General features: G+C 66.4%; 23 protein-coding genes and 1 tRNA gene. 11 read left to right on the top strand and 13 right to left on the bottom strand.

Going from position 1 to position 23799, the window contains the following annotated elements; genetic code table 11:
- The first annotated feature begins 21 nt into the window (after positions 1 to 21).
- From SOM08_RS14390 to SOM08_RS14380, 3 genes are all read left to right on the top strand, one after another.
- On the top strand, positions 22 to 921 hold the full coding sequence (locus tag SOM08_RS14390; protein ID WP_322469169.1) for a hypothetical protein: 900 nt from the start codon (positions 22 to 24) through the stop codon (positions 919 to 921).
- 85 nt (positions 922 to 1006) lie between these two features.
- Positions 1007 to 1186, top strand: coding sequence for a hypothetical protein (locus SOM08_RS14385; protein ID WP_322469168.1), 180 nt, complete (start codon positions 1007 to 1009; stop codon positions 1184 to 1186).
- A 68-nt stretch (positions 1187 to 1254) separates the two neighbouring features.
- A complete protein-coding gene (locus SOM08_RS14380) occupies positions 1255 to 1698 on the top strand; it encodes a hypothetical protein (RefSeq protein ID WP_322469167.1) in 444 nt (147 codons plus the stop codon).
- Between the two features lie 1008 nt (positions 1699 to 2706).
- Here the strand turns inward: SOM08_RS14380 and SOM08_RS14375 are convergent.
- The 6 genes from SOM08_RS14375 to SOM08_RS14350 form a co-directional block, all read right to left on the bottom strand.
- Positions 2707 to 2943, bottom strand: a complete 237-nt coding sequence (locus SOM08_RS14375) for a hypothetical protein (protein ID WP_322469166.1) — start codon at positions 2941 to 2943, stop codon at positions 2707 to 2709.
- A gap of 79 nt (positions 2944 to 3022) precedes the next feature.
- Positions 3023 to 3163 carry a hypothetical protein gene (locus SOM08_RS14370; RefSeq protein ID WP_322469165.1) on the bottom strand — a complete coding sequence of 47 codons (141 nt, stop codon included), beginning with the start codon at positions 3161 to 3163 and terminating at the stop codon, positions 3023 to 3025.
- Positions 3164 to 3168: 5 nt separating this feature from the next.
- Positions 3169 to 4248, bottom strand: coding sequence for a site-specific integrase (locus tag SOM08_RS14365; RefSeq protein WP_322469164.1), 1080 nt, complete (start codon positions 4246 to 4248; stop codon positions 3169 to 3171).
- A 73-nt stretch (positions 4249 to 4321) separates the two neighbouring features.
- Positions 4322 to 6211 carry an NERD domain-containing protein/DEAD/DEAH box helicase gene (locus SOM08_RS14360; protein WP_322469163.1) on the bottom strand — a complete coding sequence of 630 codons (1890 nt, stop codon included), beginning with the start codon at positions 6209 to 6211 and terminating at the stop codon, positions 4322 to 4324.
- 15 nt (positions 6212 to 6226) lie between these two features.
- Positions 6227 to 6448, bottom strand: coding sequence for a DUF1413 domain-containing protein (locus SOM08_RS14355; protein WP_322469162.1), 222 nt, complete (start codon positions 6446 to 6448; stop codon positions 6227 to 6229).
- Positions 6449 to 6464: 16 nt separating this feature from the next.
- Positions 6465 to 7025, bottom strand: coding sequence for a hypothetical protein (locus SOM08_RS14350; RefSeq protein ID WP_322469161.1), 561 nt, complete (start codon positions 7023 to 7025; stop codon positions 6465 to 6467).
- Positions 7026 to 7236: 211 nt separating this feature from the next.
- Between SOM08_RS14350 and SOM08_RS14345 the strand changes: the two genes are divergently transcribed.
- Positions 7237 to 8790 carry a fumarate hydratase gene (locus SOM08_RS14345; RefSeq protein ID WP_322469160.1) on the top strand — a complete coding sequence of 518 codons (1554 nt, stop codon included), beginning with the start codon at positions 7237 to 7239 and terminating at the stop codon, positions 8788 to 8790.
- A complete protein-coding gene (gene murI, locus SOM08_RS14340; protein ID WP_322469159.1) occupies positions 8787 to 9602 on the top strand; it encodes a glutamate racemase in 816 nt (271 codons plus the stop codon). The genes SOM08_RS14345 and murI overlap by 4 nt, the downstream gene beginning before the upstream one ends.
- Here the strand turns inward: murI and SOM08_RS14335 are convergent.
- From SOM08_RS14335 to SOM08_RS14310, 6 genes are all read right to left on the bottom strand, one after another.
- On the bottom strand, positions 9593 to 10894 hold the full coding sequence (locus SOM08_RS14335) for an MFS transporter (RefSeq protein WP_116957273.1): 1302 nt from the start codon (positions 10892 to 10894) through the stop codon (positions 9593 to 9595). The genes murI and SOM08_RS14335 overlap by 10 nt on opposite strands.
- On the bottom strand, positions 10894 to 11517 hold the full coding sequence (locus SOM08_RS14330) for a DUF6806 family protein (RefSeq protein WP_116957272.1): 624 nt from the start codon (positions 11515 to 11517) through the stop codon (positions 10894 to 10896). Before SOM08_RS14330 ends, SOM08_RS14335 begins: the two co-directional genes overlap by 1 nt.
- Positions 11518 to 11575: 58 nt before the next feature.
- Positions 11576 to 11668, bottom strand: a tRNA-Leu gene (locus SOM08_RS14325).
- Positions 11669 to 11758: 90 nt separating this feature from the next.
- Complete coding sequence (locus SOM08_RS14320) at positions 11759 to 13060, bottom strand: TRAP transporter large permease (RefSeq protein ID WP_116957271.1); 1302 nt, start codon at positions 13058 to 13060, stop codon at positions 11759 to 11761.
- Entirely contained in the window at positions 13050 to 13556 is a 507-nt protein-coding gene (locus tag SOM08_RS14315) for a TRAP transporter small permease (RefSeq protein ID WP_116957270.1), read from the bottom strand. The genes SOM08_RS14320 and SOM08_RS14315 overlap by 11 nt, the downstream gene beginning before the upstream one ends.
- A complete protein-coding gene (locus SOM08_RS14310) occupies positions 13556 to 14596 on the bottom strand; it encodes a TRAP transporter substrate-binding protein (RefSeq protein ID WP_322469158.1) in 1041 nt (346 codons plus the stop codon). Before SOM08_RS14310 ends, SOM08_RS14315 begins: the two co-directional genes overlap by 1 nt.
- A gap of 230 nt (positions 14597 to 14826) precedes the next feature.
- Here SOM08_RS14310 and SOM08_RS14305 point away from each other — a divergent pair, with 230 nt between their 5' ends.
- Positions 14827 to 15744, top strand: a complete 918-nt coding sequence (locus SOM08_RS14305; RefSeq protein WP_116957269.1) for a LysR family transcriptional regulator — start codon at positions 14827 to 14829, stop codon at positions 15742 to 15744.
- 47 nt (positions 15745 to 15791) lie between these two features.
- Here SOM08_RS14305 and SOM08_RS14300 read toward each other — a convergent pair whose 3' ends face one another.
- A complete protein-coding gene (locus tag SOM08_RS14300; protein WP_116957268.1) occupies positions 15792 to 16427 on the bottom strand; it encodes a TetR/AcrR family transcriptional regulator in 636 nt (211 codons plus the stop codon).
- 132 nt (positions 16428 to 16559) lie between these two features.
- On the opposite strand from SOM08_RS14300, the gene SOM08_RS14295 reads away from it, so the two are divergent.
- The 5 genes from SOM08_RS14295 to SOM08_RS14275 all read left to right on the top strand — a co-directional run bounded on the left by SOM08_RS14295 (position 16560) and on the right by SOM08_RS14275 (position 23798).
- Positions 16560 to 18380: a feruloyl-CoA synthase gene (locus tag SOM08_RS14295; RefSeq protein WP_322469157.1), complete on the top strand. Its 1821-nt coding sequence runs from the start codon at positions 16560 to 16562 to the stop codon at positions 18378 to 18380.
- The gene (locus tag SOM08_RS14290; protein ID WP_322469156.1) at positions 18377 to 19624 is read left to right on the top strand and encodes a thiolase family protein; all 1248 of its coding nucleotides are present in this window, start codon (positions 18377 to 18379) and stop codon (positions 19622 to 19624) included. Before SOM08_RS14295 ends, SOM08_RS14290 begins: the two co-directional genes overlap by 4 nt.
- A 62-nt stretch (positions 19625 to 19686) precedes the next feature.
- The gene (locus SOM08_RS14285) at positions 19687 to 20826 is read left to right on the top strand and encodes an ABC transporter substrate-binding protein (protein ID WP_116957265.1); all 1140 of its coding nucleotides are present in this window, start codon (positions 19687 to 19689) and stop codon (positions 20824 to 20826) included.
- A gap of 151 nt (positions 20827 to 20977) precedes the next feature.
- Complete coding sequence (locus SOM08_RS14280; protein WP_116957264.1) at positions 20978 to 22015, top strand: branched-chain amino acid ABC transporter permease; 1038 nt, start codon at positions 20978 to 20980, stop codon at positions 22013 to 22015.
- A gap of 1 nt (position 22016) precedes the next feature.
- Positions 22017 to 23798 (top strand): ABC transporter permease subunit, encoded by a 1782-nt coding sequence (locus tag SOM08_RS14275; RefSeq protein WP_116957263.1) that lies wholly within the window; start codon positions 22017 to 22019, stop codon positions 23796 to 23798.
- Position 23799 lies beyond the last annotated feature (1 nt).

Genomic DNA, 23799 nt, shown 5'->3' with positions numbered 1-23799 from the left:
TTGATACTTGATGGGCGTCGAATGCAGCCTTGGCACCTCCGGCGAAGTGACTTCGTTCCGGCAAGCGGACCGCAGATCGACCCCAATATCGGGTTCGAGCTGTTCTTTGAGTACTTGCGTCTTAGCCCGAGCTATGAACTCGCTCGCCAAGAAGCTGCAGGCAAGCTCCAAAGCGGGACGCCACTGCCGACGGACTTCGAGCAAGTCCGAAACACGTTCCGGCTGCTTGGGGACGTGCAGCAGGTTCTGTTTCGCCAGTGGTGGCGGGCCCGTGGTCTCAAGGCTTTTGGGAAGCCGAATGCGCGTCCGCGTGTTCATCGGCTGCTAACCATGCCGAGCGACGTGCAGGTGGAGGTCGGCGTTGCGGAAAAGGCGCTGGCGCACTACTTGAACGAAACACGCCAGGACGAAGGGATGCCGAGCGCCGCCTTGCTGGCGATTCCTCTCGGGATGAAGCAAGCCGACCTACTCGACCAAATCCGCAAGGCTCTGGAAGGATTGTCTGGACCCAAAGCTTCGGGCGATGTCCCCGCTCTTCAACTGCAAAGTCGGATTCGGCGAAAGGACTTGATGACAGGCATCCGGCTGCTGTGGTTGAGGGCCGCAAGACCGACCTGGGAGCTTTGGCGCTTGGGCGCGCAGGCACAAGTGAGTCCGACCTACTCGCATCTCGATCCCAAAGGCAGCAGGAAGGTCAAGGATCCGGAAGAAATCGGCGCACGCGAAATGCTGACAAAGATGACGCTGCGCGCTCTCAACAAGGCCGAGGCCCGAGCCGAAAACGCGGCGCGCGGACGCTTCCCGTCTGAGGCACTCTGCCCCCAGGTGCCATTTGACTATCCGCGTTTGGCGCGGATCATCAAACAGCGAAGGGCTTGGGAGGCCAAGGAGAAAGAACGGCAACTGCACGCCGCGAAATGAACGCGAACGGTGCTTCGTTGACTTGACCCCGTGATACCGTGACCCAATCCTCCGCCTGTACCGAGCTAACAAGGTACAGGTGCCAATGCAGAACCGCACAATCAAAGACCAATATTGCCGCGAATATCACGCGCTCATAGAAGTCGGCGCAACGCCAGAGGAAGCATTGGCGCAGGTTGCGCAGTCCAACGAGATCAGCATCGACGCAGTGGCGCCGCCATGCGAACTTGCCAAGGAACAGTCCGAGCGGTCAATCTTTTCTTGATCTGCCACGCAGGTGAGCCAACCATTGGCTATACGGCAATCGCGCCGCGTACTCGAAGGCAAGTCGAAATGTCCAAGGTCAAGTCCCTCATCACTCCCGCAGCGCAAGCTGAACTCAAGCCGGTCGAGCAGCCGAAGGGCTTCATGGCCGCACTCGGCAAGCTGGCACAGCCCTTCTCCAAGCCCGAGACGCCTGCAGATCCCGTCGAGCGCATGCGCGCCAAGTTCGCGGCCAACGTGGACGCCGCGTCCAAGGCGATCACCGAAGGAGCCGACAAGGGAAAGTGGTTCCGCAAGCTGCCGGACGGCAAGTTCGTCCTGACGTTCCGCAACGCCAACAGCGCCTTGACGCTGAACGGCGCGAAGCAGTTCCAGGTCGCGGACGCCGAATCGGCGGGCAAGCTGCTCGAAGCGGCCAAGACGGCCGCCAACGCCGGGGAGCTGGACGACGCGCTCAAGGCAACGCAGCGCAAGCCTCCCGTCCGCAAGAAGAAGGAGCCGCAGCCGGCCTAACCCGGCTCCGCCCCGCTCTCCGATCCGCATCGAGTGGGAACCGCCTGCTCCAAGCGGATCGTATTCATTCGAGCGATCTGCTCCTATCACCCAGCGCAAAGCCGTAAGGTAAAGCGACTATGTTGCGAACTCTTGAAAACCTTTGGGGAGGAATTCAAGAAGATTCGTGAAGAACGAAGCCACTGACCTTACGGCGATCATGAACAGAGTCCATGAAGCTCTTGAGACCCTTCGTGGTGAATGCTGGGAGACAGAACAAGTGCAAAGCACTTGACGCTTCAACCAGCACGGACGCAGTTGCAGACTGCATTCACCGCGTCGCCGCGGCACCCGTACTACTCTCGCAACCCTAAACCAACTTATCGACCAGTTTTTCATCCGCATTCGCGGCGGAGACCCCGCTGCATTGGCAGTGCAGCAACTCCGAGCTGACTTTACCTTGTCAGGAGGTCGTTTCCCTAGCCTTGTCGGGCGACTTCGGCTACCTGCGGCTTTGCACTTACTTCAGGCTGGCTACAAGGGTCGTTGAGCGGGCCGTTGCCGTGGCCGTTTTTACAGAACCACCCTTGTAAGTGTGAAACTGGTCCCTCTCGCTGTACGGCAGTCTCAGGACGCACTGCGTTGATGCTCATCCGGCTGTACAAGGTCCGGCAGCAACACGCTTGGGCAAAGAATGAACCCCGCGATGGATCAAGCATCGCGGGGTTCCCTCTTGAGCAGCCACTGTTCTGCATCGGCGGCTTGAAAACTTCGCGCAACCTTGATCGTTGCTGGCATGGTATTTAGCAGTCCAGTCTACGCACCCGGGTTGGTCGCGCAATATTTTCTTGCCCGGGACAGCAGGACGCTTCTTAAGCGGAAGGTATTGAATTCAGTTCGAGAATTCACCTGAACTGCACGGGATCTGCACGCGCAAGGTGAGCCCTAGAAAAATCGCATGCCTTCTGACTTGGCCGGAGGCATGCAATACAACGTGTATTGCGCGGGGCAGCTGAACTATTTCTTGCCTCACTTCCGCCCGCTTGGCGGCGTGCAGCCAAGTCGGTCGAGCTGATGCTCCAAGTCGAAGCGCTCCATCTCAGGTGCTGAGAAGTACCGGCGCAACTCGCGTTGCACTTGTCGTGCGATCAGCTCGATCCTGCGGCGGTTCATCTGCTCCAGCCGCTGGACGATCTTGTCTCGTTGCTTGGCACGCGCCGCCGCATCTGCCGATTCGGAAATGTCCGCGATCTCGGAATATTTCATTGAAAATTCCTCCCCGAGGTATTTACGACAATTTCTCGCGGAATCGCCGAAATCGCTGATTTGTCTGTCTTTCAGTGCGTCACTTGAACAGGCTCAGAATCGCACCCAGAACAAAGAGGAACGCTAGTACCCGCAGCGTGGCAGTTAACAGCCACGTTATGGCGCGCAGAAAACGCGGAAACAGCACGAACAGTGCAAGCAAGAGGAGCAACCGCTCCATCTTTGTCACCGGACCACGGTAAGCCTCGGCGCAGGACCTTGCGAGGCCTTCTGCAGCTCCATCCCGTTCAGCACGCGTGCAGCCTTTTCCGCGACCGCTCCCGCTTCAACGTGGGAGTACACCATCGTGCTTTGGATGTTCTTATGGCCAAGCAGTCCTTGGACCTCGACCAGTGACATTCCGCTGGTCAGCATCCGGGATGCGAACGTGTGTCGGGCGGTGTGCAACGTGATCTTTCCCGCCTCGCCGGTTACACCAACCCGCGCAAGCGCCGCGCGCAGCCAGGCATAGTTGTTGTTGTGGCGGCGCTTGGTCGGGAATACCCACTGATCGACGGCTGTCGACTTGCGGCGAGTGAGCATCGTGTGGAGTTGGTCGCTCATGACCAGCGTGCTATCCAGTCCGCCTTTCTGGCGATGGATTCGCACCTTGCGGCCCTCGAGGTCAACTTGCGCCCAAGTCATGCGCGCAATCTCTCGGTAGCGGGCACCCGTATGCAGCAACCCGACCAGCAAGTCCGTGTTGTCTTGTCGGGCCTTATCCGTCCGGGGGCACTTGCCGGGGTACTTGGCCTTCGGATCGATGGCGGCGAACAATGCCGCTTCCTCTTCGGCGGACAAGTACCGCAGTCGGGTCTTCTCCGGGTACATGCGGGGCAGCCTTACCGCAGTCGCCCATTTCTGTTCCTGAGCAAAACGCACGACCGCGTTCCAGTAGCTGACGCTCACGCAGATTGTGTTATGGGATGCTCCAGCATCCCGACGCTTCTGGACCACGCCTTGCAACTGCGAAAGCGTCAAGTCGCCCATCCTGATGTTCGGCAGCGCAAGGAAGTGCTTCAGATGGACTTGCGCATTGGCGTGCCCTCCCGTCCCTTTCCTCGCGTCGAGGAAAGCTTTGATGACCGAGTGCAGCAAGACGGGCTTCGTACCTTTGAGGACGACCTCGGTGATCGCGTCGGACTCCCATCGAGCCGCGATTTGGGACGCCAACTTCTTGTCGCCGGTCTTCGTGCTCCGCGCGAATGTGTGGCCCTGAATGATCTTCCGCCAGTGCCAGATTCCGTTGCGTTCCGTTAGAGCCATTGCATCCTCGCGTTCGTTGACGCGACGGAGGATGCGTTCAGGTGGCTATGGGATCAAGCCTCGATTGAACCGCTTACGCCGAGGTCGTCGTCACGATGCGCTTGAGCAGGGCGTGAACAGGGTTGGTGAAGAAGGTGCGAACTACCAGGACGGTTCGGAAGATGCCTCTGGACAACGCAATGAAGGCCAGATTCTCTGGCTTGACATGGGTGTTGGCCGCAAACGCCTCGATCTGCTCCAGTCCGAAGATCACGACGCGTTCGCCCTCAAGACCTCTTGAACTGTGAAATGTACAAAGCCGGACCTCGTGCGTCATGGCGGTACTCCTCCGCGATTCATCATCTGTGTAATCAATGAACCCGACCGTCCCGCCTTCCTTCCGCTTGATCTCTCGTAGCGCGGCCCTCGCACAAATTGCGTGCTGGCAAGTTTCGCTCGGAACGAGAACAAGTAAGCCGACAGGATTTCCCCCTTCTGCGAGTAATTCCTCGACTTCCTTCTGGAGGATCGAGGTGTACTCTGCCGCTATCAGATCAGTCTGATTCACGCCAAAGTTCTCGAACTCCCCCGCAAGCGCCGGCAAAGGGATGTACGTGAGAGGTTCACCGTCACGCCCAAAGTCAAGCTCCTCCGATTTGCGTGACGACTTGTTGAAGACAGACGTGTACGCTGATTGAACCTTGTCCAACTTGTCCGGCCAAGCCTGGTGAAAGGCCAGCGCCGCGAAGTACTGGGCTTTGGTGTTGCGGAAGTTGCGCCGCAAGGGAAATCTGCTTACCTGCTGGCCAGAGGACATGTCTTCAAGCCAAGACAGTGCTGAACTGTCGTCGCGGTATAGCTCTTGCCCCTTCCCAACCGCGATGCAAACCGTGGCCCCCGCCTTCGCGTGCAACCGGATCAACTCTAGCTGCCAGTCCATCATGTCGTGCGCTTCATCAACAAGAATCGTGTCGTAGCTGTCGATCACGATCTCTCCGACCTTGCGCTTCATCTCGCTGACAACCATCTGGCCCCACTCGTCAGGAGAACTGGAGCCATTCATTCCAAAACCATTCATCTCAAACACACGCTTCGCGAGTTGAAACGCGTCTGCGACGTCTACACCATGAGGTGAAAGTGCGAGTTTTTCGTTGAACGACAGTAGCCGCCTCACATCGCTGGCAAGAGTCTTATTGAAGCATGCGAAGAGAACCTTTCGTTGTGAGTACGCATGCGCCACTCCCACAGACAGCAAGCGGAAGGTCTTGCCCGTGCCGGGATTGCCGGTGAACACTGCAAAAGCTCTACCTCCAGGCGGAAAGTCTTGAAGTAGCTCTTTGTTTATTCGAACTTCAATGCTCTTTAGCCTCTGGCGGTCAGAAACCCCAGGCTCCTGCCGTCGAGTGGCTCCGAACAAGGAACGCAGATCACCAAGTAGCGAAGTGTTCAGCTTCGCCGGAGACCGTCCGCTGCGGATCGCCGGGCTTGCCATGGCAACAGCAAGCCGACTCCTGAGAGTTGCGGCGTCGAGCAGATCGTCTTGAAAGATCAACCCTTCAGCAATGCTGGCCGGATAGCTGTCCGGTGGAAAGCATCGTAGCCATTCATATCGTGTTATGTCCGGTAGGCACGCGGTTGCGCAGACCGGATTCAGTTTGGAACGCATGCGTGCGTCCCAGTATGAGCGCAGGCCTTCGAACTGCGCATAAGCCTGGCGCAGCGGGCTCTCGCTGGCTTCCCGGCCTTCAATGACCCAAGCATTCGGCGAAACGCTCCTGATCGCACTCAGCGGGACGGCTTTGACCTCTACGACATAGATTCCAAGGGCTTCGTGCAGAAGGAGCAAGTCGATCTCTCTGCCGCCCGGGATGAAGTCGATCGTAAAGCCGAGAAGCAGTTGCGAATCGTCAAAGCTCTCGAGTAGCCGCGCGAGACGCTGCTCGCCTTTCCCTCTCGCGGTGCATGGGTTGAGTACTTCGGCCATCAACACCCCAACGAATTACTCAACTTCGTAGAGCTTGTGATTATCTCCACGAGTTGAGTCGTAGCGGATGCCTTTGAGTTGACCGCCAACAACAGATTGCTTGAACCTCTTCCCGAAGGTGGTTGGGCTGAGCACCTTTGCCCATTCCTGTCCATACAAGTCCTTCACTTCGTATATGCCGGGGGAAGCAGCATCGATCAACCTCTGCGCTTGCGCGAGTTCGTCGGGCGTGAGCATGTCTTCTTCCTACCGCCTACGCAGTCATCGCCACGTTCCAGCTCGCAAGCCTTGGCCCTCTGTTGTTGCACATCCAGCGCTCGACTCCTGCAACGATTCCTTCGCTATCTCCGCGTAATGCGGCGAACGCAGACAAGGGTGGGCCTAGTTCTTCTAGCAGGGGCAGCAAGCGGTGACCATCAATGCAGCGCACCTCGTACGAACTACTCGGGTCAGCAGCAGTTTCGCGCTCGATGTGCTTCCAACATTGGCTGTGAAACAGCTGGTTCTGAGGAAGCTTGACCATCGTTTCGGCGTCGTGCGCAGGCGACACGCGCCACCTGTCTTTCAGGCGATTACGGGATATCCCAACGTACCGGATTACCCCGTCGCGACCAGCAACAAGGTACATGCACGGGTTGCGGGCCTCCCAGACAGCCTTGTTCAACACGTCGTACTTGGCGGGCAGCCAAGGCCCGATACGGGCGCCCTGCGCAACATTCCGCTTCCACTTGCTGCCTCCTACCGAGTTGATCCTGATAACTGGAGTTGCGGCACGAAAGATCGAATAGGCAAGGTCAATTGCGTTGGAGGTCATTCTTTACTGCTGAGCTTCTTTTGCAGGCATTCTCGCCGTTACCTAACCGGCCGACAACTGGCACGCAAGCCGCTTGTGCTGATTTTGTGCAGGGGTGCAGCGTTGCCGAAGCGTGCTCGCAAGCGTTGCAAGTGCCTCCCAAGCGTGTAAGAAGGTACTCAGCAGCGGGTGGGATAATCCGGTAAAGCCTTCACTTACCGCCTGCAAGACCATGACGACGACCATCAAAGCAGCCGACCTGATCGAATCGATCGCCGCCGCGCTGCAGTACATCAGTTACTACCACCCCGCCGACTACATCGCCCACCTGGCCCGCGCCTACCAGCGCGAGCAGAGCCCCGCGGCCAAGGACGCCATCGCGCAGATCCTCACCAACAGCCGCATGAGCGCCACCGGGCACCGGCCGATCTGCCAGGACACCGGCATCGTGAACGTCTTCCTCAAGATCGGCATGGACGTGCGGCTCGAGGGCTTCAGCGGCAGCCTGGACGACGCCATCAACGAAGGCGTGCGCCGCGGCTACAACCACCCCGACAACACCCTGCGCGCCAGCGTGGTGGCCGACCCGCAGTTCGCGCGCAAGAACACCAAGGACAACACGCCCGCGGTCATCTTCACCGAGATCGTTCCGGGCAATACCGTCGACGTGACCGTCGCCGCCAAGGGCGGCGGCAGCGAGAACAAGAGCAAGTTCGTGATGCTCAACCCCAGCGACTCGCTGGTGGACTGGGTGCTCAAGACCGTGCCCACCATGGGCGCGGGCTGGTGCCCGCCGGGCATGCTGGGCATCGGCATCGGCGGCACGGCCGAAAAGGCCATGCTGATGGCCAAGCAGTCGCTCATGGAAGACCTCGACATGTACGAGCTGCAGACCAAGGCCGCCAAGGGCGAGAAGCTGACGCAGGTGGAAGAGCTGCGCCTGGAGCTGCACGAGAAGGTCAACGCCCTGGGCATCGGCGCGCAGGGCCTGGGCGGCCTCACCACCGTGCTCGACGTGAAGATCGCCATGTACCCCACCCACGCGGCCAGCAAGCCCGTGGCCATGATCCCCAACTGCGCGGCCACGCGCCACGCGCACTTCGTGCTCGACGGCAGCGGCCCCGCCTACCTGGACGCCCCCAGCCTGGACCTGTGGCCCGACGTGCATTGGGCGCCCGACTACAACAAGAGCACGCGCGTCAACCTGGACACCCTCACCAAGGAAGAAGTGGCCAGCTGGAAGCCCGGCCAGACCTTGCTGCTCAACGGCAAGATGCTCACCGGCCGCGACGCCGCGCACAAGCGCATCCAGGACATGCTGGCCAAGGGCGAGAAGCTGCCGGTGGACTTCAGCAACCGCGTCATCTACTACGTGGGCCCGGTGGACCCGGTGCGCGACGAGGCCGTGGGCCCCGCGGGCCCCACCACCGCCACGCGCATGGACAAGTTCACCGGCATGATGCTGGAGAAGACCGGCCTGATCGCCATGATCGGCAAGGCCGAGCGCGGCCCGGTCGCCATCGAGGCAATCAAACAGCACAAGAGCGCCTACCTCATGGCCGTGGGCGGCGCGGCCTACCTCGTGTCCAAGGCCATCAAGACGGCCAAGGTGGTGGGCTTCGAAGACCTCGGCATGGAAGCCATCTACGAGTTCGACGTGGTCGACATGCCCGTGACCGTGGCCGTGGACGCCGGCGGCACCAGCGCGCACATCACCGGCCCGGCCGAGTGGAGCCAGCGCATCGCCTCGGGCGAGTTCAAGGGCATCGCGCTGGCCACCGCTTGAGCGCTGGTCCCGTCACCGCTGTCGGTGTCTTCGACAGCGGCGTCGGCGGGTTGAGCGTCTGGCGCGCCCTGCGCGCCGCGCTGCCCGGCGCCCACCTGAGCTACCTGGCCGACAACGCCTGGGCGCCCTATGGCGAGCGGCCCGCCGAGGCGCTGCGGGGGCGCGTCGCCGCCCTGGTGCGCGACTGGCGGGCCCACGAGTCCCTGGACCTGCTGGTGCTGGCCTGCAACACGGCCACCGCCGTGGCGATCGACGCGCTGCGGCAAGAACACCCTGACCTGCCCATCGTGGGCATCGAGCCCGCCCTGCGCCCGGCCCTGGCCGCCACGCGCAGCGGCCGCGTGGGCGTGGTCGCCACGCGCGCCACGCTGAACAGCGCGCGCTACCAGGCCCTGCGCTCGGCCTGCCTGGCGGACGCGGCCGGCAGGCCCAGCGTGCACGAGCGCGCGGCCGACGGCCTGGCCGATGCCATCGAACGCGGCGACGAAACGCTCGCACGGGCCCTGTGCCACCGCCACCTGCGGGCGCTGCTGGACGACGCCCCGGCCATCGACACCCTGGTGCTGGGCTGCACCCACTACCCGCTTGTGGGCGAGGCCTGGCTGGCCGCCAGCGAGGGGCCGATCGCACTGATCGATCCGGCCGAAGCGGTGGCGCGCCGCGCGCGGCACCTGCTGCCGGGCGCCGAACCGGGAAAGGGCGAGGCCCGGCCCTCGCCAACGTGGCGCTGCACCGGCCATCCCGAGGCGCTGCGGCGCGCCACGCGGCAGTGGCTGGACCTGCCGGCCGAGGTGCGGTCGCCTCAGAGCTGAGCGGTGCTCGGCGCGGTGAGCGCGGCCTCGCGCCCGCGCCGCATGTTCACCGGCAGCAGCAGCAGCAGCCCCAGCGCGAACAGCAAGGCGGTGGACACGATGGCCAGGCGCTGGTTGCCACCGGTCATCCAGGTGATGGCGCCGTAGCTGAGCGGCCCCACGATGCTGGCCACGCGCACGGCGAAGGTCCACAGCCCGAAGAACTCGGCCAGCTGCGCGGGCGGTGCCAGCATGCCGGCCATGGCGCGTCCGGCCGACTGGCTGGAGCCCATGCACAGGCCCGCGATGGCGGCGGCGTACCAGAACATGCCTTTGGTGGTGCTGAGCGCGGCGATCACGCAGGTGGCGATCCAGCCCAGCAGGGTGAGGCTCAGCGCGAGCTTGTGGCCCAGGCGGTCTTGCCCGTAACCGAAGGCGAAGGCCCCCGCCATGGCCGCGATGTTGAGCACGAAGATCAGCGCCATGGTTTCCTGCTGCGCGAAACCGATGACCTGCTCGGCGTAGATCGCCGCCAGCGCCACGGCCACGGCCACGCCCCCCTGGTAAGCCGCCGTGCAGGCCAGCAGCCACATGAAGTCGCGGTAATGGCGCGCCTGCTGGAAGGTGGCGCGCAGCCGGCGCAGCGAGGCGCGCCAGCCGCCCTCGCGCCCGGCCTGGGGCTGGGCGCGCTCGCGCAGCAGCGACAGCGTGACCAGCGAGGCCAGTCCGAAGATGGCGGCGGTGACGATCATGGTGACGGGCACGAACTGGCCCGCCTTCTGCCCCTGGGCCTGGGCCCACAGCACATAGGCCAGGCACAGGCCCAGCGTGAGCATGCCGCCCACGTAGCCCAGGCTCCAGCCCCAGCCGCTCACCCGGCCCATGGCCTCCGGCCGGGCGATCTCGGGCAGGAAGGACGCGATGAACGACTCGCCCCAGGCGTAACAGACGTTGGACAGCACGATGAGCACCACGCCCAGCGCCACCGCGCCGGGCTGCACCAGGGCCAGGCCCGCCGTGGCGGCCACGCAGCCCAGGGTGGTGAGCATCAGCAGGCGCTTCTTGGCGGCGTGCCGGTCGGCCCAGGCGCCCATGGCCGGGACGGTGAACATCACGATCAGGTTGGACAGGCTGAGCGCGGCGGTCCAGGCGAAGGTGGCCCAATGGGCACCGCCGGCCACCCCACCGACGAAATAGGCCGCGAACACGGCGGTGAGCACCACCGTGGTGTAGCCGGAGTTGGCGAAGTCGTACATCGCCCAGCCGAACACCTCGCGCTTGCGCACGCCAGGGTTCAGGGCGCTGGCGAGCATCAGTGCAGGTGCCGCGGTTTGCGCGGTCCGCCGTGGCCCGAGGGGCCGTGGCCGCGCGGCGGCTTGCCCAGCTGCATGGAGCTGACGAGGGCGTCGAAGCGCTGGTTGAACAGCTTGTCGATCGAGGCCACCACGTCACCCAGCTCGGAGGCGTCGAAGTGACGCTCCATCACCTGCACCACGTCCTGCACCAGCAGGTCGCGCTGCACCTGCATGATGGCCGCGGGCGTGGGACCGACGAAGCACATGACGAAATCGTCGCGCGCCTCTTCCTCGTTGTTCTCGTCTTCCTCGTCGAACTCGGTGTCGTAGAAAGACACCTCCAGCGGCGCGCCGGCCGAGGCGATTTCGTTCAGGCCCATGCAGGCGTCCTCAACGGCCTGGCGAAAGTCCTCGTCGCCATTGACCGTCCAGCAGATCTGCAGGGTGTGCGACTCGGCGTCGAAGCGGATGCCAGGCTCGTCCTCGTAGCTGCTCTCGGCCACCGCCGCGAGCGAGCGGCCGCCCGCGTACTGCCACAGGGGCTTGAGGGCCTCCTGGATCTGCTCGAACACCACGTCCTCGCGCAGGGGCACGTCACCGTGCACGTGGATTTCAAAAGGGGCGTCGTATCGGCTGCTCATGGAAACTCACTCTACCGGGCTGTCCGGAAAAAACCTAGGCCCCCGCGCGGAAAGCGCCTGGTGCCTCGAACCGGGGTCGAACCGGTACGCCCCCTTGCGGGCAAGCGGCGGAGTTTAAGTCCGCTGTGTCTACCAATTTCACCATCGAGGCAGGGGCCAGGGGCGCGATTGTCGCAGGTGAACGCGAACGGCCCCACCGGCCGTGGGGCCGGGGGGGCGCCGGATCGCGGGAAGGCCCCGCCTAGGCCAGCAGGCCGGGCAGCCAGAGCGAGAGCGAGGGGAAGGCGCAGAGGATGAACAGCCGGACCACGTCCGCCGCGATGAACGGCATGGTGCCCCGGTAGATGTGTCCCAGCGACAGGTCGCGCGCAATGGAATTGATGACGAACACGTTCATGCCCACGGGCGGGCAGATCATGCCGAAGGTCACCGCCATCACCACGATCACGCCGAACCAGACCGGGTCGAAGCCCAGGTGCACCATCGCGGGAAACACGATGGGCACCGTGAGCAGCAGCATGGCCAGTTCGTCCATCACCGCGCCCAGGACCAGGTAGCCCAGCATGATGAGCGCCAGCACGCCATAGGGCCCGATCGGCAGGTTCACCAGGAATTCCACCGCGTTCTGGGTGAACTGGGTGATGGTGAGGAAGTAGCCGAACAGGTAGGCGCCGACGACGATGGTCATGATGGCCGAGGACACGCGCAGCGCGCTGATCAGCGCCTCCTTGATCTGCGGCCAGCGCAGGCGCCCGCGCGCCATGCCGATCACCAGCGTGCCCGTGGCGCCCACGCCCGCCGCCTCCTGCACCGTGAACAGGCCGCCGTAGATGCCGCCGAGCACGAACACGAAGAGCACGACCACGGCCCACAGCGGCCTGAGGCTGGCGAATCGCTCGGCCCAGCCGTGGCGCTCGCCCCGCGGCATCCACTCGGGCTTCACGCGGGCGATGATGGCCACCACCAGCGAGTAGAAGATCACCGCCATCAGGCCCGGTATCACCCCGGCCGCGAACAGCGCGGTGATGTCCACCTCGGTCATGATGCCGTAGAGCACCAGGATCACCGAGGGCGGGATCATGATGCCCAGCGTGCCGCCGGCCGCGATGAGGCCGGCCGAAATGCCGGGCTCGTAGCCGGCGCGGCGCATCTCGGGCAGCGCCACCTGCGTCATCGTGGCGGCCGTGGCCACCGACGAACCATTGATGGCCGAGAAGCCGCCACAGGCCGCCACCGAGGCCAGCGCCAGGCCACCGCGGCGGTGGTGCAGCCAGGCGCGGCCGGCCGCGAACAGCTCGGCGCTCATGCCCGAATGCGAGGCGAAGGCCCCCATCAGGATGAACATCGGGATGACGATGAGGTTGTAGTCGGTCAGCACCGACAGCGGCACATTGGCCAGCAGGTTCAGGCCGGGCGTGAGGCCGCTGAGCGCGGCGAAGCCCGCCACGCCCGCAATGCCCATGGCCACGCCGATGGGCACGCGCAGCGCCATCAGCGCGAACATGCCGACGAAGCCCAGCAGGGCCACCAGGTCACGATCCATGAACGCCCTCTGCGGTGATCTCGTCAACGGCCTCGGCGTGCGCCTCGCGGCCAAAGGGCAGCAGCCCCAGGCGCACCGCGGCCAGCACGGCGGCCACGGTGGCGCCCACGGCGGCCGCGCTGTAGAACCACTTGAGCGGCAGACGCAGGTCCATGGTGCCCTGGCTGCCCGTGCCGCCCACCTTGACCCAGACCATCCAGGCCAGCGGCACCAGGAACGCCAGGGTCACGGCGGTGGCCAGCACGTCGATGACGCGCTTGCCGCGCGGGCCCAGGGCCTCCCACAGCAGGTCGACCGCGATGTGGTTGCCGTACCAGGTGGCCAGCGCGATGCCCCAGAACATCGCGATGCCCAGCAGCATCTGCGTGCCGTCGAACCAGTCGGGAACCTGCCAGCCGAAGGTGTAGCGCACGAGCACGTTGCCCGCCGTCAGCAGCGCGATGACGAGCAGCGAGAGCGCGGCCAGCGTCTCGACCACCGACAGCAGCCGCTTCATCAGTTCGCGCCCCCGCGGGCGGCCAGCTCCTTGCGCAGCTCATCGAGCGCGGCCTGGCCGTTGACGCCGGTGGCGCTGGCGGCCTTCACCCAATCAGCGTAGATCGGCTGCACGGCCTTCTTCCAGGCATCCATCTGCGCGGGCGAGATCTTCACCAGCGTGTGGCCGGCGGTCTTCTCGAGCTTCTCGCGGCCGCTGTCCTCTTCGTCGCCCCAGCTGGCGCCGACCTTGCCGGCCCATTCGTTGTTGCAGTGGTCATCGATGACCTTCTTCTGGCCGGCGGCCAGGCCGTCGTACCAGGGCTTGTTCATCACCCAGACGAAGTCGGAGGCGTAGAAGCGCATGTCGCTGTGGTACTTCACCGCCTTGTCGATGCCGAAGGAAATGATGGAACCCCAGGGGAAGGTGATGGCGTCGGCCAGGCCTTTCTGGATCGCGTCGCGCGACTCGGGCGCCGAGACCTGCACGTTGGTGGCACCCAGCAGGCTCATGGTCTGCGCCACGGTGCCGTTGGCCGAGCGGATCTTCAGACCCTTGAGCTGGCCAGGTTCGGTGATGGGGTTCTTGGAGTGGAAGGTGCCCACGTGCACGTGCGCGAAGCAGAACTTCACGTCCTTCATTTCCTTGTCCGAGTACTTGCGGTACCACTGGTCCAGCGCGGCCGAGGCCGGGCCGGGCTTGCCGAGCAGGAAGGGCAGCTCGCCGGCCGCGATGAGCGGGAAGCGGCCGGCCTGGTAGCCGGGGTTCACCCAGGTCATCTGCGCGATGCCATCGCGCGCCATGTCGTAGTGGTCAGCGGCCTTGCCCAGCTGCTGGGCGGGGAACAGCATCACCTTGATCGAGCCTTTGGAGGCCGCTTCCACCGACTTGGCCCAGGGTTCGAAGCCGAGCTTGGACAGCGGGTGCGTGCCCGGCAGCCAGTGCGCGAACTTGAGTTCGACGGGCTTGTCCTGGGCCTGCGCACTCAGGGCGCCGAGGGCGCCGCACACCAGCGCCGACAGCGCGGCCACGCGAAGGGCGGTCTTGCGGGGGGATTTCATCGTTTGTCTCCTTGGTATGGAAATCGGGCTATGAAAGCGGGGCGCGCATCGGACGGGAGCGCACGCGCGCGGCGGCGGACCGTGGGATCCGGCGTTGGGGCGGGAATGTAGGCGCGCGGGCCCCATCTGTCCAACCGAATTTGTCGATGGTGTCTATCCATGCCGTGGATATCATCCCGGTCGTGCGCCGTTGCGCGGCCACGCACCGCCCAACCACCCGACCCGGGACCATGAACTTCCGCCAGCTCGACCTGAACCTGCTTCGTGTGCTCGCCGCCATCCACCGCACCGGTTCGGTCACGGCGGCGGGCAAGGCGCTGTCGCTGTCGCAGTCCGCCACCAGCAGCGCCCTCGCCCGCCTGCGCGGCCACCTCGGCGACGAGCTCTTCGTGCGCACCCCCGGCGGCCTGAAACCCACGCGCGTGTGCGAGCGCATCGCCCCCGAGGTCACCGAACTGCTCCAGCGCCTCGAATCGACCATGAGCGTGCACGAGGCCTTCGACCCGGCGCGCAGCGAGGTGCACTGGAAGACCTCCTTGTCCGACCTGGGCGAGATGATGTTCATGCCTCCGCTGGCCGCCGCGCTGCGCGAGCAGGCGCCGCGCGCCCGACTGTCCAACGTCGCCGTGGCCGCCGAAGACCTGGCCGGCGCGCTGGAGGCACGCGAGATCGACTTCGCCATCGGTATCCTGAACCCGCGCCACCGCGGCATCCGCGCCGACCTGCTGTTTCGCGAACACTACGTGGCCATGAGCTCCGGCGGCTGGCGCCCGTCCGCGGGTCGCGCCAGCGGGCGGCTCACGCCCGAACAGCTGGCCAGCGCCCCGCTGGTGGTGGCCTCGCCCACGGCCACCTTCCATGGCAGCGTGGAGAAGATGCTGGTGCGACTGAACCTGTCGGACCGCATCGTGCTGCGCGCGCGCCACTTCGGCGCCCTGCCCGATCTGGCGCTCAGCACCGATCTGCTCACCATCGTGCCGCAGATGTACGCCGACAACCTGAGCCGGCGCCACGACATGCGCGTGTGGGAGTTGCCGCACGACAGCTCGCCCGACTACGAAGTGCGCCTGGTGTGGCACAGCAGCACGGCCAACGACCCGGCGCAGATGTGGATACGGGAGCAGGTGCACCGGCTGTTCCGGCGCTAGGCCGGCAACCGCCGGGGCCGAGGCGCGGGCCTGCTGGCCGGCGGACATCAGCCCGCTGCGCCCAGCTTCTGCGTGAACAGGCGTTCGGCGAAGCGGCGCCGGTCGTCTTTCTGCGCCGGGGTGCTCAGCGAGGGCATCAGCGACTCCGACACCACGTAGCTGTACAGCAGGAAGGCCCGCGAGCGCGCCTCCACCACAGGAAAACCCAGGGCCGAGAACAGCTGTGCGATGTAGCCGATGCGGCTCGAATCCGCTTCGTCGACCGCGAAGCGCGCCATCTGGTCGCGCCGGGCCCAGGCGCGGATTGCCAGCTCGATGCGCGCGGCACGCGCCGCCGCCCGGCCCCGGAACGGCAGCGACAGCACACCGCGCAACTGCTCCATCGGGTCTTCGTTCGCCGACTCCAGGCGCACCGTGAGGTTCTCGGTGGCCGTTTCGCGCCAGGCCTGCAGCACACGGCGCAGCAGGTCCTCACGGTCTTTGAAATGCCAGTAGAAGCTGCCGCGCGTGACGCCCAGGTGCTGCGCCAGCAGGTCCACCCGCACGTGGTCGATGCCCTGGTCCACCAGCACCCCGGTGGCGGCCTCGATCCAGGTGTCGGGCGTGAGCGGGGCGCGCGCGGCCTCGCTCGCCCCACGGGACTTGCGCGCGGGGCTGGCGGAAGAAGCGGCACCGGAACTCACGCGGAAATTCTATCGGGGACGCCCCGGGAATCTTCCATACAGAAATGTATGGAGATAGGGATAAACCCTGTACCGACCCAGTAGAAACCCTCGCTAGGATTCGTTATGAAACATACATATCTGTATGGAGACATGAACAATCCTCTCGACTGGCTGAACGACCCGGCGTGGCTGGCCCCACCCGCCGCCACGGTGGAGCACCGGGCCGACGGCAGCTTCGTCCTGCGCTCGCCCGAACCCCTGGGGGACTACGCGCGCTGCATCGGCGAATGGCTGGAAGACTGGGCCGCGCGCACGCCCGACGCGCCCGCGCTGGCCGAACGCACCCCCACCGGCTGGCGCCGCCTGAACTGGGCCGAACTGCGCGCCCAGGTGGGCCGCGTGGCCCAGGCCCTGCTGGACATGGACCTGGCCCCCGACGCGCCCGTGGTGGTGCTGTCGGACAACGCCATCGACCACCTGCTGCTGGTGCTGGCCACGCAGCACATCGGCCGCGCCAGCTGCACCGTCTCCAGCGCCTACTGCCGCCTCACCAAGGACCACGACAAGGTGCACGGCATCCTGCGCACGCTGCAGCCGGCCCTGGTCTATGCCTCGGATGCCGCGGTCTATGGCCCGGCCATCGCCAGCAGCGGCCTGGACGTGCCCGTGGTGCTGAGCCACGGCGCCGACGCCCTGCCCGGCGCCATCGCCTTCGAGCGCCTGCTGGCCACGCCCGAAACGCCCGCGGTGCGCGCGGCCTTCGAGGCCATCACGCCCGACACCACGGCCAAGTACCTGCTGACCTCGGGCTCCACCGGCACGCCCAAGGTGGTCATCAACACCCACCGCATGCTGTGCGCCAACCAGCGCATGATCGCGCAGGCCTGGCGCTTCCTGGAGCGCGAGAAACCCGTGCTGGTGGACTGGCTGCCCTGGAGCCACACCTTCGGCGGCAACCACAACCTGCACATGGTGATGTGCCACGGCGGCACCCTGGTCATCGACGAGGGCCGGCCCGCGCCCGGCCTGGTGGACAAGACCGTGGCCAACCTGGCCGAGGTGCAGCCCACCATCTGGTTCAACGTGCCGCGCGGCTTCGACATGGCCATGCCCCTGCTGGAGGCCGACGAGGCGCTGGCGCGGCGCGTGCTGGAACGCCTGCGCGTGGTCTTCTACGCCGGCGCCGCGCTGCCGCAAGCCAGCTGGGAACGGCTGCAGGCCCTGGCGAAGCGCGTGCTGGGCCGCGAGATCTGGCTCACCACCTCCTGGGGCTCCACCGAGACCGCGCCGGCGGTGACCAGCGCGCACTGGCGCATGGAGCGCGCGGGCGTGATCGGCGGCGTGCTGCCCGGCGTGTCGCTCAAATTCGTGCCCAACGGCGAGAAGCTGGAACTGCGCATCCACGGCGTGAACATCTTCCCCGGCTACCGCCACGCGCCCGAGCTGAGCGCCCAGGCCTTCGACGAAGAGGGCTACTACCGCATCGGCGACGCCGGTTTCCTGGCCGACGCCCAGCGTCCCGAACAGGGCGTGGTCTTCAATGGCCGCGTGGCCGAGGACTTCAAGCTCACCACCGGCACCTGGGTCTCGGTGGGCACGCTGCGCCTGCGCGTGGTCTCGGCCCTGGCGCCGCACGCGCAGGACGTGGTCATCACCGGCCACGACCGCGACGAGATCGGCGTCCTGGTGTTCCCCACCGCCGCCGCGATGCAGTTGCCGCGCGAGACGCTGCACGGGCACATCGCCCAGGGCCTGGCGGCGCTGCGCGCCGAAGGCGGCGGCTCCTCGCAATCGCCCGCGCGCGCCGCGGTGCTCGACGAGCCGCCCAACGCCGACGCCGGCGAGATCACCGACAAGGGCTACCTCAACCAGCGCGCGGTGTTGCAGCGCCGCGCCGAGCGCGTGGCGGCCCTGTACGCCGATGCCCCGGGCGTCATTCGCCCAGCCCCTTCCTCGAAAGTTTCCCGATGAGCCGCGGACAGAGCCAGCTTTTCAACGACGTCTACATCCTCGATGGCGTGCGCACGCCCATGGTGGACTACCAGGGCGCCTTCGCCGACGCCAACCCCATCGACCTGGGCATCAAGGTCGCGCGCGAGGTGCTCAGGCGCACCGGCGTGTCGCCCGAGTCCATCGACTCCGTGCTCGCGGGCAACATGGCACCGGGCGGCTTCGACCAGTTCTACGTGCCGCGCCACATCGGCCTGTACGCCGGCGTGCCGGTGGAGGTGCCCGCGCTCATGGCGCAGCGCATCTGCGGCACCGGTTTCGAGCTGTTTCGCCAGGCCGGTGAGCAGATCGGCACCGGCATCGCGCAGAACGTGCTGCTGGTGGGCACCGAGTCGATGACGCGCAACCCCATCGCCGCCTTCGACCACCGCGGCGGTTTCCGCCTGGGCGCGCCCATCGGTTTCAAGGACTACATGTGGGAGGCCCTCACCGACCCGGCGGCCGACATCAGCATGATCCGCACGGCCGAGAACCTGGCGCAGCGCTACGGCATCACCCGCGAGGCGGTGGACGCCTTCGCCTCGCGCTCCTTCGAGCGCGCCGTGGCCGCGCAGGCCGCCGGCTGGTTCGACGGCGAGATCGTGCCCGTGGGCCATGAGAGCTTCGAGCGCGAGGGCTACCGCCCGCGCGGCATCCGCCTCTCGGGCAAGACCAGCGTCGCCGACCGCGACACGCACCCGCGCCCCACCCCGCCCGAGGTGCTGGCCAAGCTGCGCACCGTGTTCAAGGACGGCGTGCAGACCGGCGGCAACAGCTCGGCCCTGACCGACGCGGCCGCGGCCGCCGTGGTCACCAACGGCGCGGGCCTGAAAGCCCATGGCAAGCCCGCGCTGGCGCGCCTGGCCGCCGCCGCCGTGGTGGGCGTGCCGCCCGAGATCATGGGCATCGGTCCCGCGCCCGCCATCCGCCTGCTGCTGGAGCGCGCGGGTCTGTCGCTCAACGACGTGGCGCGCTTCGAGATCAACGAGGCGCAGGGCGCGCAGACCGTGGCGGTGTCGCGCGAGCTCGGCCTCGACGAGGACAAACTCAACGTGCACGGCGGCGCCATCGCGCTGGGCCACCCGCTGGCGGCCACCGGCGTGCGCCTCACCATCACCTGCGCGCGCCAGCTGCGCGACATCGGCGCGCGCTGGGGCGTGGCCTCGGCCTGCATCGGCGGCGGCCAGGGCATCGCCCTGCTGATCGAGAACCCCTCGGCCACCTGAACCCCTTTCAAGCCCTCGCGGGTGCGGGCCACGAGCACACGCAACACCAACGGAGACAACGCATGAAACAACTGCTGAAGACCACCCTGGCCACGGCCGTGGCCGCCACCCTGGCCAGCGCCGCCTGGGCCGACCTCACCGTCGGCGTGAGCGTGCCGCTCACCGGACCGGCCTCGGGCCTGGGCATTCCCATGGCCAACGGCGTGAAGATGTGGCCGGCCACCGTCGGCGGCGAGAAGGTCAACGTCATCATCCTGGACGACGCCACCGACCCCACCAAGGGCGTGCAGAACGCGCGCCGCTTCGTCAACCAGGACAAGGTGGACGTGATCGTGGGTTCCGGTGCCACGCCGGTGGCCATCCCCATGGCCGACGTGGCCACCGAATCGGGCACGCCGCACCTGGCGCTCTCGCCCATCGGCCTGCCGCCCGGCAAGGACGCCTGGAGCTTCCGCATGCCGCAGAGCAACGGCGTGATGGCCGAGGCCATGGTCGAGCACATGAAGAAGCAAGGCGTCAAGAGCGTGGGCTTCCTGGGCTACACCGACGCCTACGGCGAGCAATGGCTGCAGGCCCTGACGCCGCTGCTGGAGAAGGCCGGCATCAAGCTCTCCGGCGTCGAGCGCTTCGCGCGCTCCGACACCACCGTGACCGGTCAGGCGCTCAAGCTCGCCTCGGCCAACCCCGACGCCATGGTGGTCGTGGCCTCCGGCAGCGGCGCCGCCATGCCGCAGCTGGGCCTGATCGAGCGCGGCTACAAGGGCAAGTTCTACCAGACGCACGCGGCCGCCACGCGCGACCTCATGCGCGTCGGCGGCAAGGCCGTCGAAGGCACCTTCGTCACCACCGGCCCGGTGGTGGTGGCCGAACAGCTCCCTGACAGCCACCCCAGCAAGGCGCTGGGCGTGAAGTTCAACGCCGAGTACGAAAAGATCTACGGCGCCGGCACCCGCAACCAGTTCGGCGCGCACTCGTACGACGCCTACCTGCTGCTGGACAAGCTGGTGCCCGTGGCGGCCAAGAAGGGCAAGCCGGGCACGCCCGAGTTCCGCGCCGCGCTCAAGGCCGCGCTGGAAGACGCGCCCGCCATGCCCGTCACGCACGGCATCATCGACTTCACCGCCACCGACCACTGGGGCTTCAAGACCGGATCGGGCGTGGTGATGAAGGTCGTCAACGGCGATTGGAAACTCGAACAATAAGGTCCACCCCGCCGCGCTTCGCGCGACCCTTCAAGGGGCGGTGCCTGCGGCCCGGCCAAGCCGGTTCCGCGGCACCCTGGGTTGCGTGCTCACACGCGCAGCCGGCGGGCGTTTAAAGACAAGAGATGAACATGACGGGAGACCGCAACCCATGGACCTGAGCATTGCTGCGATCCTCGGCGTCGACGGCGTCATCAACGGTGCGATCTACGCGCTGGTGGCGATCGCCCTCGTCCTGGTGTTCGCGGTCACCCGCATCGTCTTCATTCCGCAGGGCGAGTTCGTCGCCTTCGCGGCGCTGACCATGGCGCTGTTCCAGACCGGCGCCCTGCCCGGCACGGTCTGGCTGCTGCTGCTCATGGTGGCGCTGGTGCTCGTGCTGGACGCCGTGCGCGCCTGGCGCGAGGCCTGGCCGCTGGCGCGCTGGGCGCGCCTGGCCCTGCGCAGCGCGGCGCTGCCACTGGTGGCCTGCGCCCTCACCGCCTGGCTGGTGCCGAAACAGCCCCCCATGATCGTGCAGGCCCTGCTCACGCTGGCCCTGGTCACGCCCATGGGCCCGCTGGTGTACCGACTGGCCTACCGCTCGCTGGCCAGCGCCAGCGTGCTGGTGCTGCTCATCGTCTCGGTCGGCGTGCACTTCGCGCTCACCGGTCTGGGCCTGGTGTTCTTCGGTGCCGAAGGCTTCCGCAACCCGCCGTTCTGGGACGAGCGCCTGAGCCTCGGACCGGTCACGCTCAGCGGGCAGGCCATCATCATTCTCGGCGCCTCGGTCGCGCTCATCGTCGCGCTGTTCGTGCTGTTCGATCGCACGCTCACCGGCAAGGCGCTGCGCGCCACCTCCGTCAACCAAACGGGCGCGCGGCTCATGGGCATCTCCACCGACGCCGCCGGCTCGCTGAGCTTCACGCTGGCGGCCTTCATCGGCGCGCTTTCGGGACTGCTCATCGGCCCCACCACCACCGTGTTCTTCGACAGCGGCTTCCTCATCGGCCTCAAGGGCTTCGTGGCCGCCGTCTTCGCCGGTCTCACGAGCTTCCCGCTCGCGCTCGCGGGCGCGCTCGGCGTGGGCCTGGTCGAGGCCTTCGGCTCCTTCTGGGCCAGTGCATTCAAGGAAGTGATCGTGTTCACCGCCATCCTGCCGGTGCTGCTGTGGCGCTCCTTCGTCGACCCGCATGACGAGGAGCATTGAGATGGACATCCGTCGCTACGGCCTGCTGGCCTTCACCGTGATCATGGTCGCCGTGCCTTTCCTGCCGGTGCCCGACTACTGGATCACCAAGCTCAACTACGTGGGCCTGTTCGGGCTCGTCGCGCTCGGCCTGGTGCTGCTCACCGGCATCGGCGGCCTCACCTCCTTCGGCCAGGCGGCCTTCGCCGGCCTGGGGGCCTACGCCAGCGCCTACCTCAGCGTGAAGCTGGGCCTGTCGCCCTGGCTCGGCCTGCTCGCGGGCCTGGCCGTCACCGTGGCCGTGGCCCTGGTGCTGGGTTGGGTCACGCTGCGCATGTCGGGCCACTACCTGCCGCTGGCCACCATCTGCTGGAGCCTGGCCCTGTTCTACACCATGGGCAACCTCGACGCCCTGGGCAAATACGACGGCCTGCTGGGCGTGCCCGCCATCCAGTTCTTCGGCATCAGCCTGCAGGAAGAGCGGCGCATCTACCTCCTGATCTGGCTCGTGGCCATCGCCGCGGCCATCGCCATCACCCGACTGCTCGACTCGCGCCCCGGTCGCATCATGCGCGCGCTCGACGTGCACCGCGGCGGCGGCAAGACCATGCCCGAGGCCATGGGCGCCTCCACCTTCCGCCACAAGCTGCTGATGTTCGTGATCGCCGCCATCCTGGCCTCGATCTCCGGCTGGCTGTTCGCGCACATGCAGCGCAGCGTCAACCCCTCGCCCTTCGGCATCAAGTTCGGCATCGAGTACCTCTTCATGGCCGTGCTCGGCGGCGTGGGCCATGTGTGGGGCGCCTTCACGGGCGCGGCCCTGGTCAAGCTGGCCGAAGACCAGCTGCAGACCTGGCTGCCGGCGCTGCTCGGTACCTCGGGCAGCTACGAGATCATCGTCTTCGGCGTGGTGCTGGTGCTGGTGCTCAAGTTCGCGCCCAACGGCCTGTGGCCGTCGATCGAGCGCCTGCTGCCGGCGCGGCGGCGCCGCGCCATTCCGGCGGACGCACCCGAGCCGCTGCCCGCGCGCGACAAGCCCACCGCCGGCAGCGTGCTGCTTGAGGTGAAGGACGCGCGCCGCACCTTCGGCGGCCTGGTCGCCGTCAACGGCGTCGGCTTCACACTGCGTGCCGGCGAAATCTTCGGCCTCATCGGCCCGAACGGCGCGGGCAAGTCCACCACCTTCAACCTGGTCTCGGGCGTGCTGCCGCTCACCAGCGGCGAGGTCTGGCTGCGCGGCGAACGCGTGGACGGCAAGGGTGCGCGCGAGATCGCGCGCCGCGGCCTGTCGCGCACCTTCCAGCACGTCAAGCTGGTGCCCGACATGACCGTGCTGGAGAACGTGGCCCTGGGCACCTATCTGCGCACGGGCAGCGGCACCCTGGCCGCCATGCTGCGCACCGACCGCGCCGAGGAAGCGCGCGCCCTCGCCGAGGCCGAGCGCCAGCTGCGCCGCGTGGGCCTGGGCGACCACCTGCACGAACTCGCCGGCAACCTGGCCCTGGGCCCCCAGCGGCTGGTGGAGATCGCGCGAGCTCTGGCCAGCGACCCCGCCCTGCTGCTGCTCGACGAGCCCGCCGCCGGCCTGCGCCACCGCGAGAAACAGGCCCTGGCCGAGGTGCTGCGCCAGCTCAAGGCCGAGGGCCTGAGCCTGCTGCTGGTGGAGCACGACATGGACTTCGTGATGAACCTGACCGACCGCATCCTGGTGATGGAATTCGGCACGCCGCTGCTGGAAGGCACGCCGGCCGAGATCCAGGCCAGCGAAAAGGTGCGCGCGGCCTACCTCGGAACGGAGCATTGAC

This window comes from Hydrogenophaga sp. SNF1, from assembly GCF_034421675.1.
GTDB classification, from domain to species: Bacteria; Pseudomonadota; Gammaproteobacteria; order Burkholderiales; family Burkholderiaceae_C; genus Hydrogenophaga; species Hydrogenophaga borbori.
This window is presented reverse-complemented; position numbering and strand designations above follow the sequence as displayed.

Coding starts and splice junctions, on each gene's coding strand:
- SOM08_RS14290 (WP_322469156.1), top strand. CDS start 18,377: ATGAGCCGCGGACAGAGCCAGCTTTTCAACGACGTCTACATCCTCGAT.
- SOM08_RS14345 (WP_322469160.1), top strand. CDS start 7,237: ATGACGACGACCATCAAAGCAGCCGACCTGATCGAATCGATCGCCGCC.
- SOM08_RS14285 (WP_116957265.1), top strand. CDS start 19,687: ATGAAACAACTGCTGAAGACCACCCTGGCCACGGCCGTGGCCGCCACC.
- SOM08_RS14315 (WP_116957270.1), bottom strand. CDS start 13,556: ATGAAGCGGCTGCTGTCGGTGGTCGAGACGCTGGCCGCGCTCTCGCTG.
- SOM08_RS14310 (WP_322469158.1), bottom strand. CDS start 14,596: ATGAAATCCCCCCGCAAGACCGCCCTTCGCGTGGCCGCGCTGTCGGCG.
- SOM08_RS14370 (WP_322469165.1), bottom strand. CDS start 3,163: ATGGAGCGGTTGCTCCTCTTGCTTGCACTGTTCGTGCTGTTTCCGCGT.
- SOM08_RS14280 (WP_116957264.1), top strand. CDS start 20,978: ATGGACCTGAGCATTGCTGCGATCCTCGGCGTCGACGGCGTCATCAAC.
- SOM08_RS14360 (WP_322469163.1), bottom strand. CDS start 6,211: ATGGCCGAAGTACTCAACCCATGCACCGCGAGAGGGAAAGGCGAGCAG.
- SOM08_RS14365 (WP_322469164.1), bottom strand. CDS start 4,248: ATGGCTCTAACGGAACGCAACGGAATCTGGCACTGGCGGAAGATCATT.
- SOM08_RS14375 (WP_322469166.1), bottom strand. CDS start 2,943: ATGAAATATTCCGAGATCGCGGACATTTCCGAATCGGCAGATGCGGCG.
- SOM08_RS14390 (WP_322469169.1), top strand. CDS start 22: ATGCAGCCTTGGCACCTCCGGCGAAGTGACTTCGTTCCGGCAAGCGGA.
- SOM08_RS14385 (WP_322469168.1), top strand. CDS start 1,007: ATGCAGAACCGCACAATCAAAGACCAATATTGCCGCGAATATCACGCG.
- SOM08_RS14380 (WP_322469167.1), top strand. CDS start 1,255: ATGTCCAAGGTCAAGTCCCTCATCACTCCCGCAGCGCAAGCTGAACTC.
- SOM08_RS14335 (WP_116957273.1), bottom strand. CDS start 10,894: ATGCTCGCCAGCGCCCTGAACCCTGGCGTGCGCAAGCGCGAGGTGTTC.
- SOM08_RS14320 (WP_116957271.1), bottom strand. CDS start 13,060: ATGGATCGTGACCTGGTGGCCCTGCTGGGCTTCGTCGGCATGTTCGCG.
- SOM08_RS14350 (WP_322469161.1), bottom strand. CDS start 7,025: ATGACCTCCAACGCAATTGACCTTGCCTATTCGATCTTTCGTGCCGCA.
- SOM08_RS14330 (WP_116957272.1), bottom strand. CDS start 11,517: ATGAGCAGCCGATACGACGCCCCTTTTGAAATCCACGTGCACGGTGAC.
- SOM08_RS14305 (WP_116957269.1), top strand. CDS start 14,827: ATGAACTTCCGCCAGCTCGACCTGAACCTGCTTCGTGTGCTCGCCGCC.
- SOM08_RS14355 (WP_322469162.1), bottom strand. CDS start 6,448: ATGCTCACGCCCGACGAACTCGCGCAAGCGCAGAGGTTGATCGATGCT.
- SOM08_RS14295 (WP_322469157.1), top strand. CDS start 16,560: ATGAACAATCCTCTCGACTGGCTGAACGACCCGGCGTGGCTGGCCCCA.
- SOM08_RS14275 (WP_116957263.1), top strand. CDS start 22,017: ATGGACATCCGTCGCTACGGCCTGCTGGCCTTCACCGTGATCATGGTC.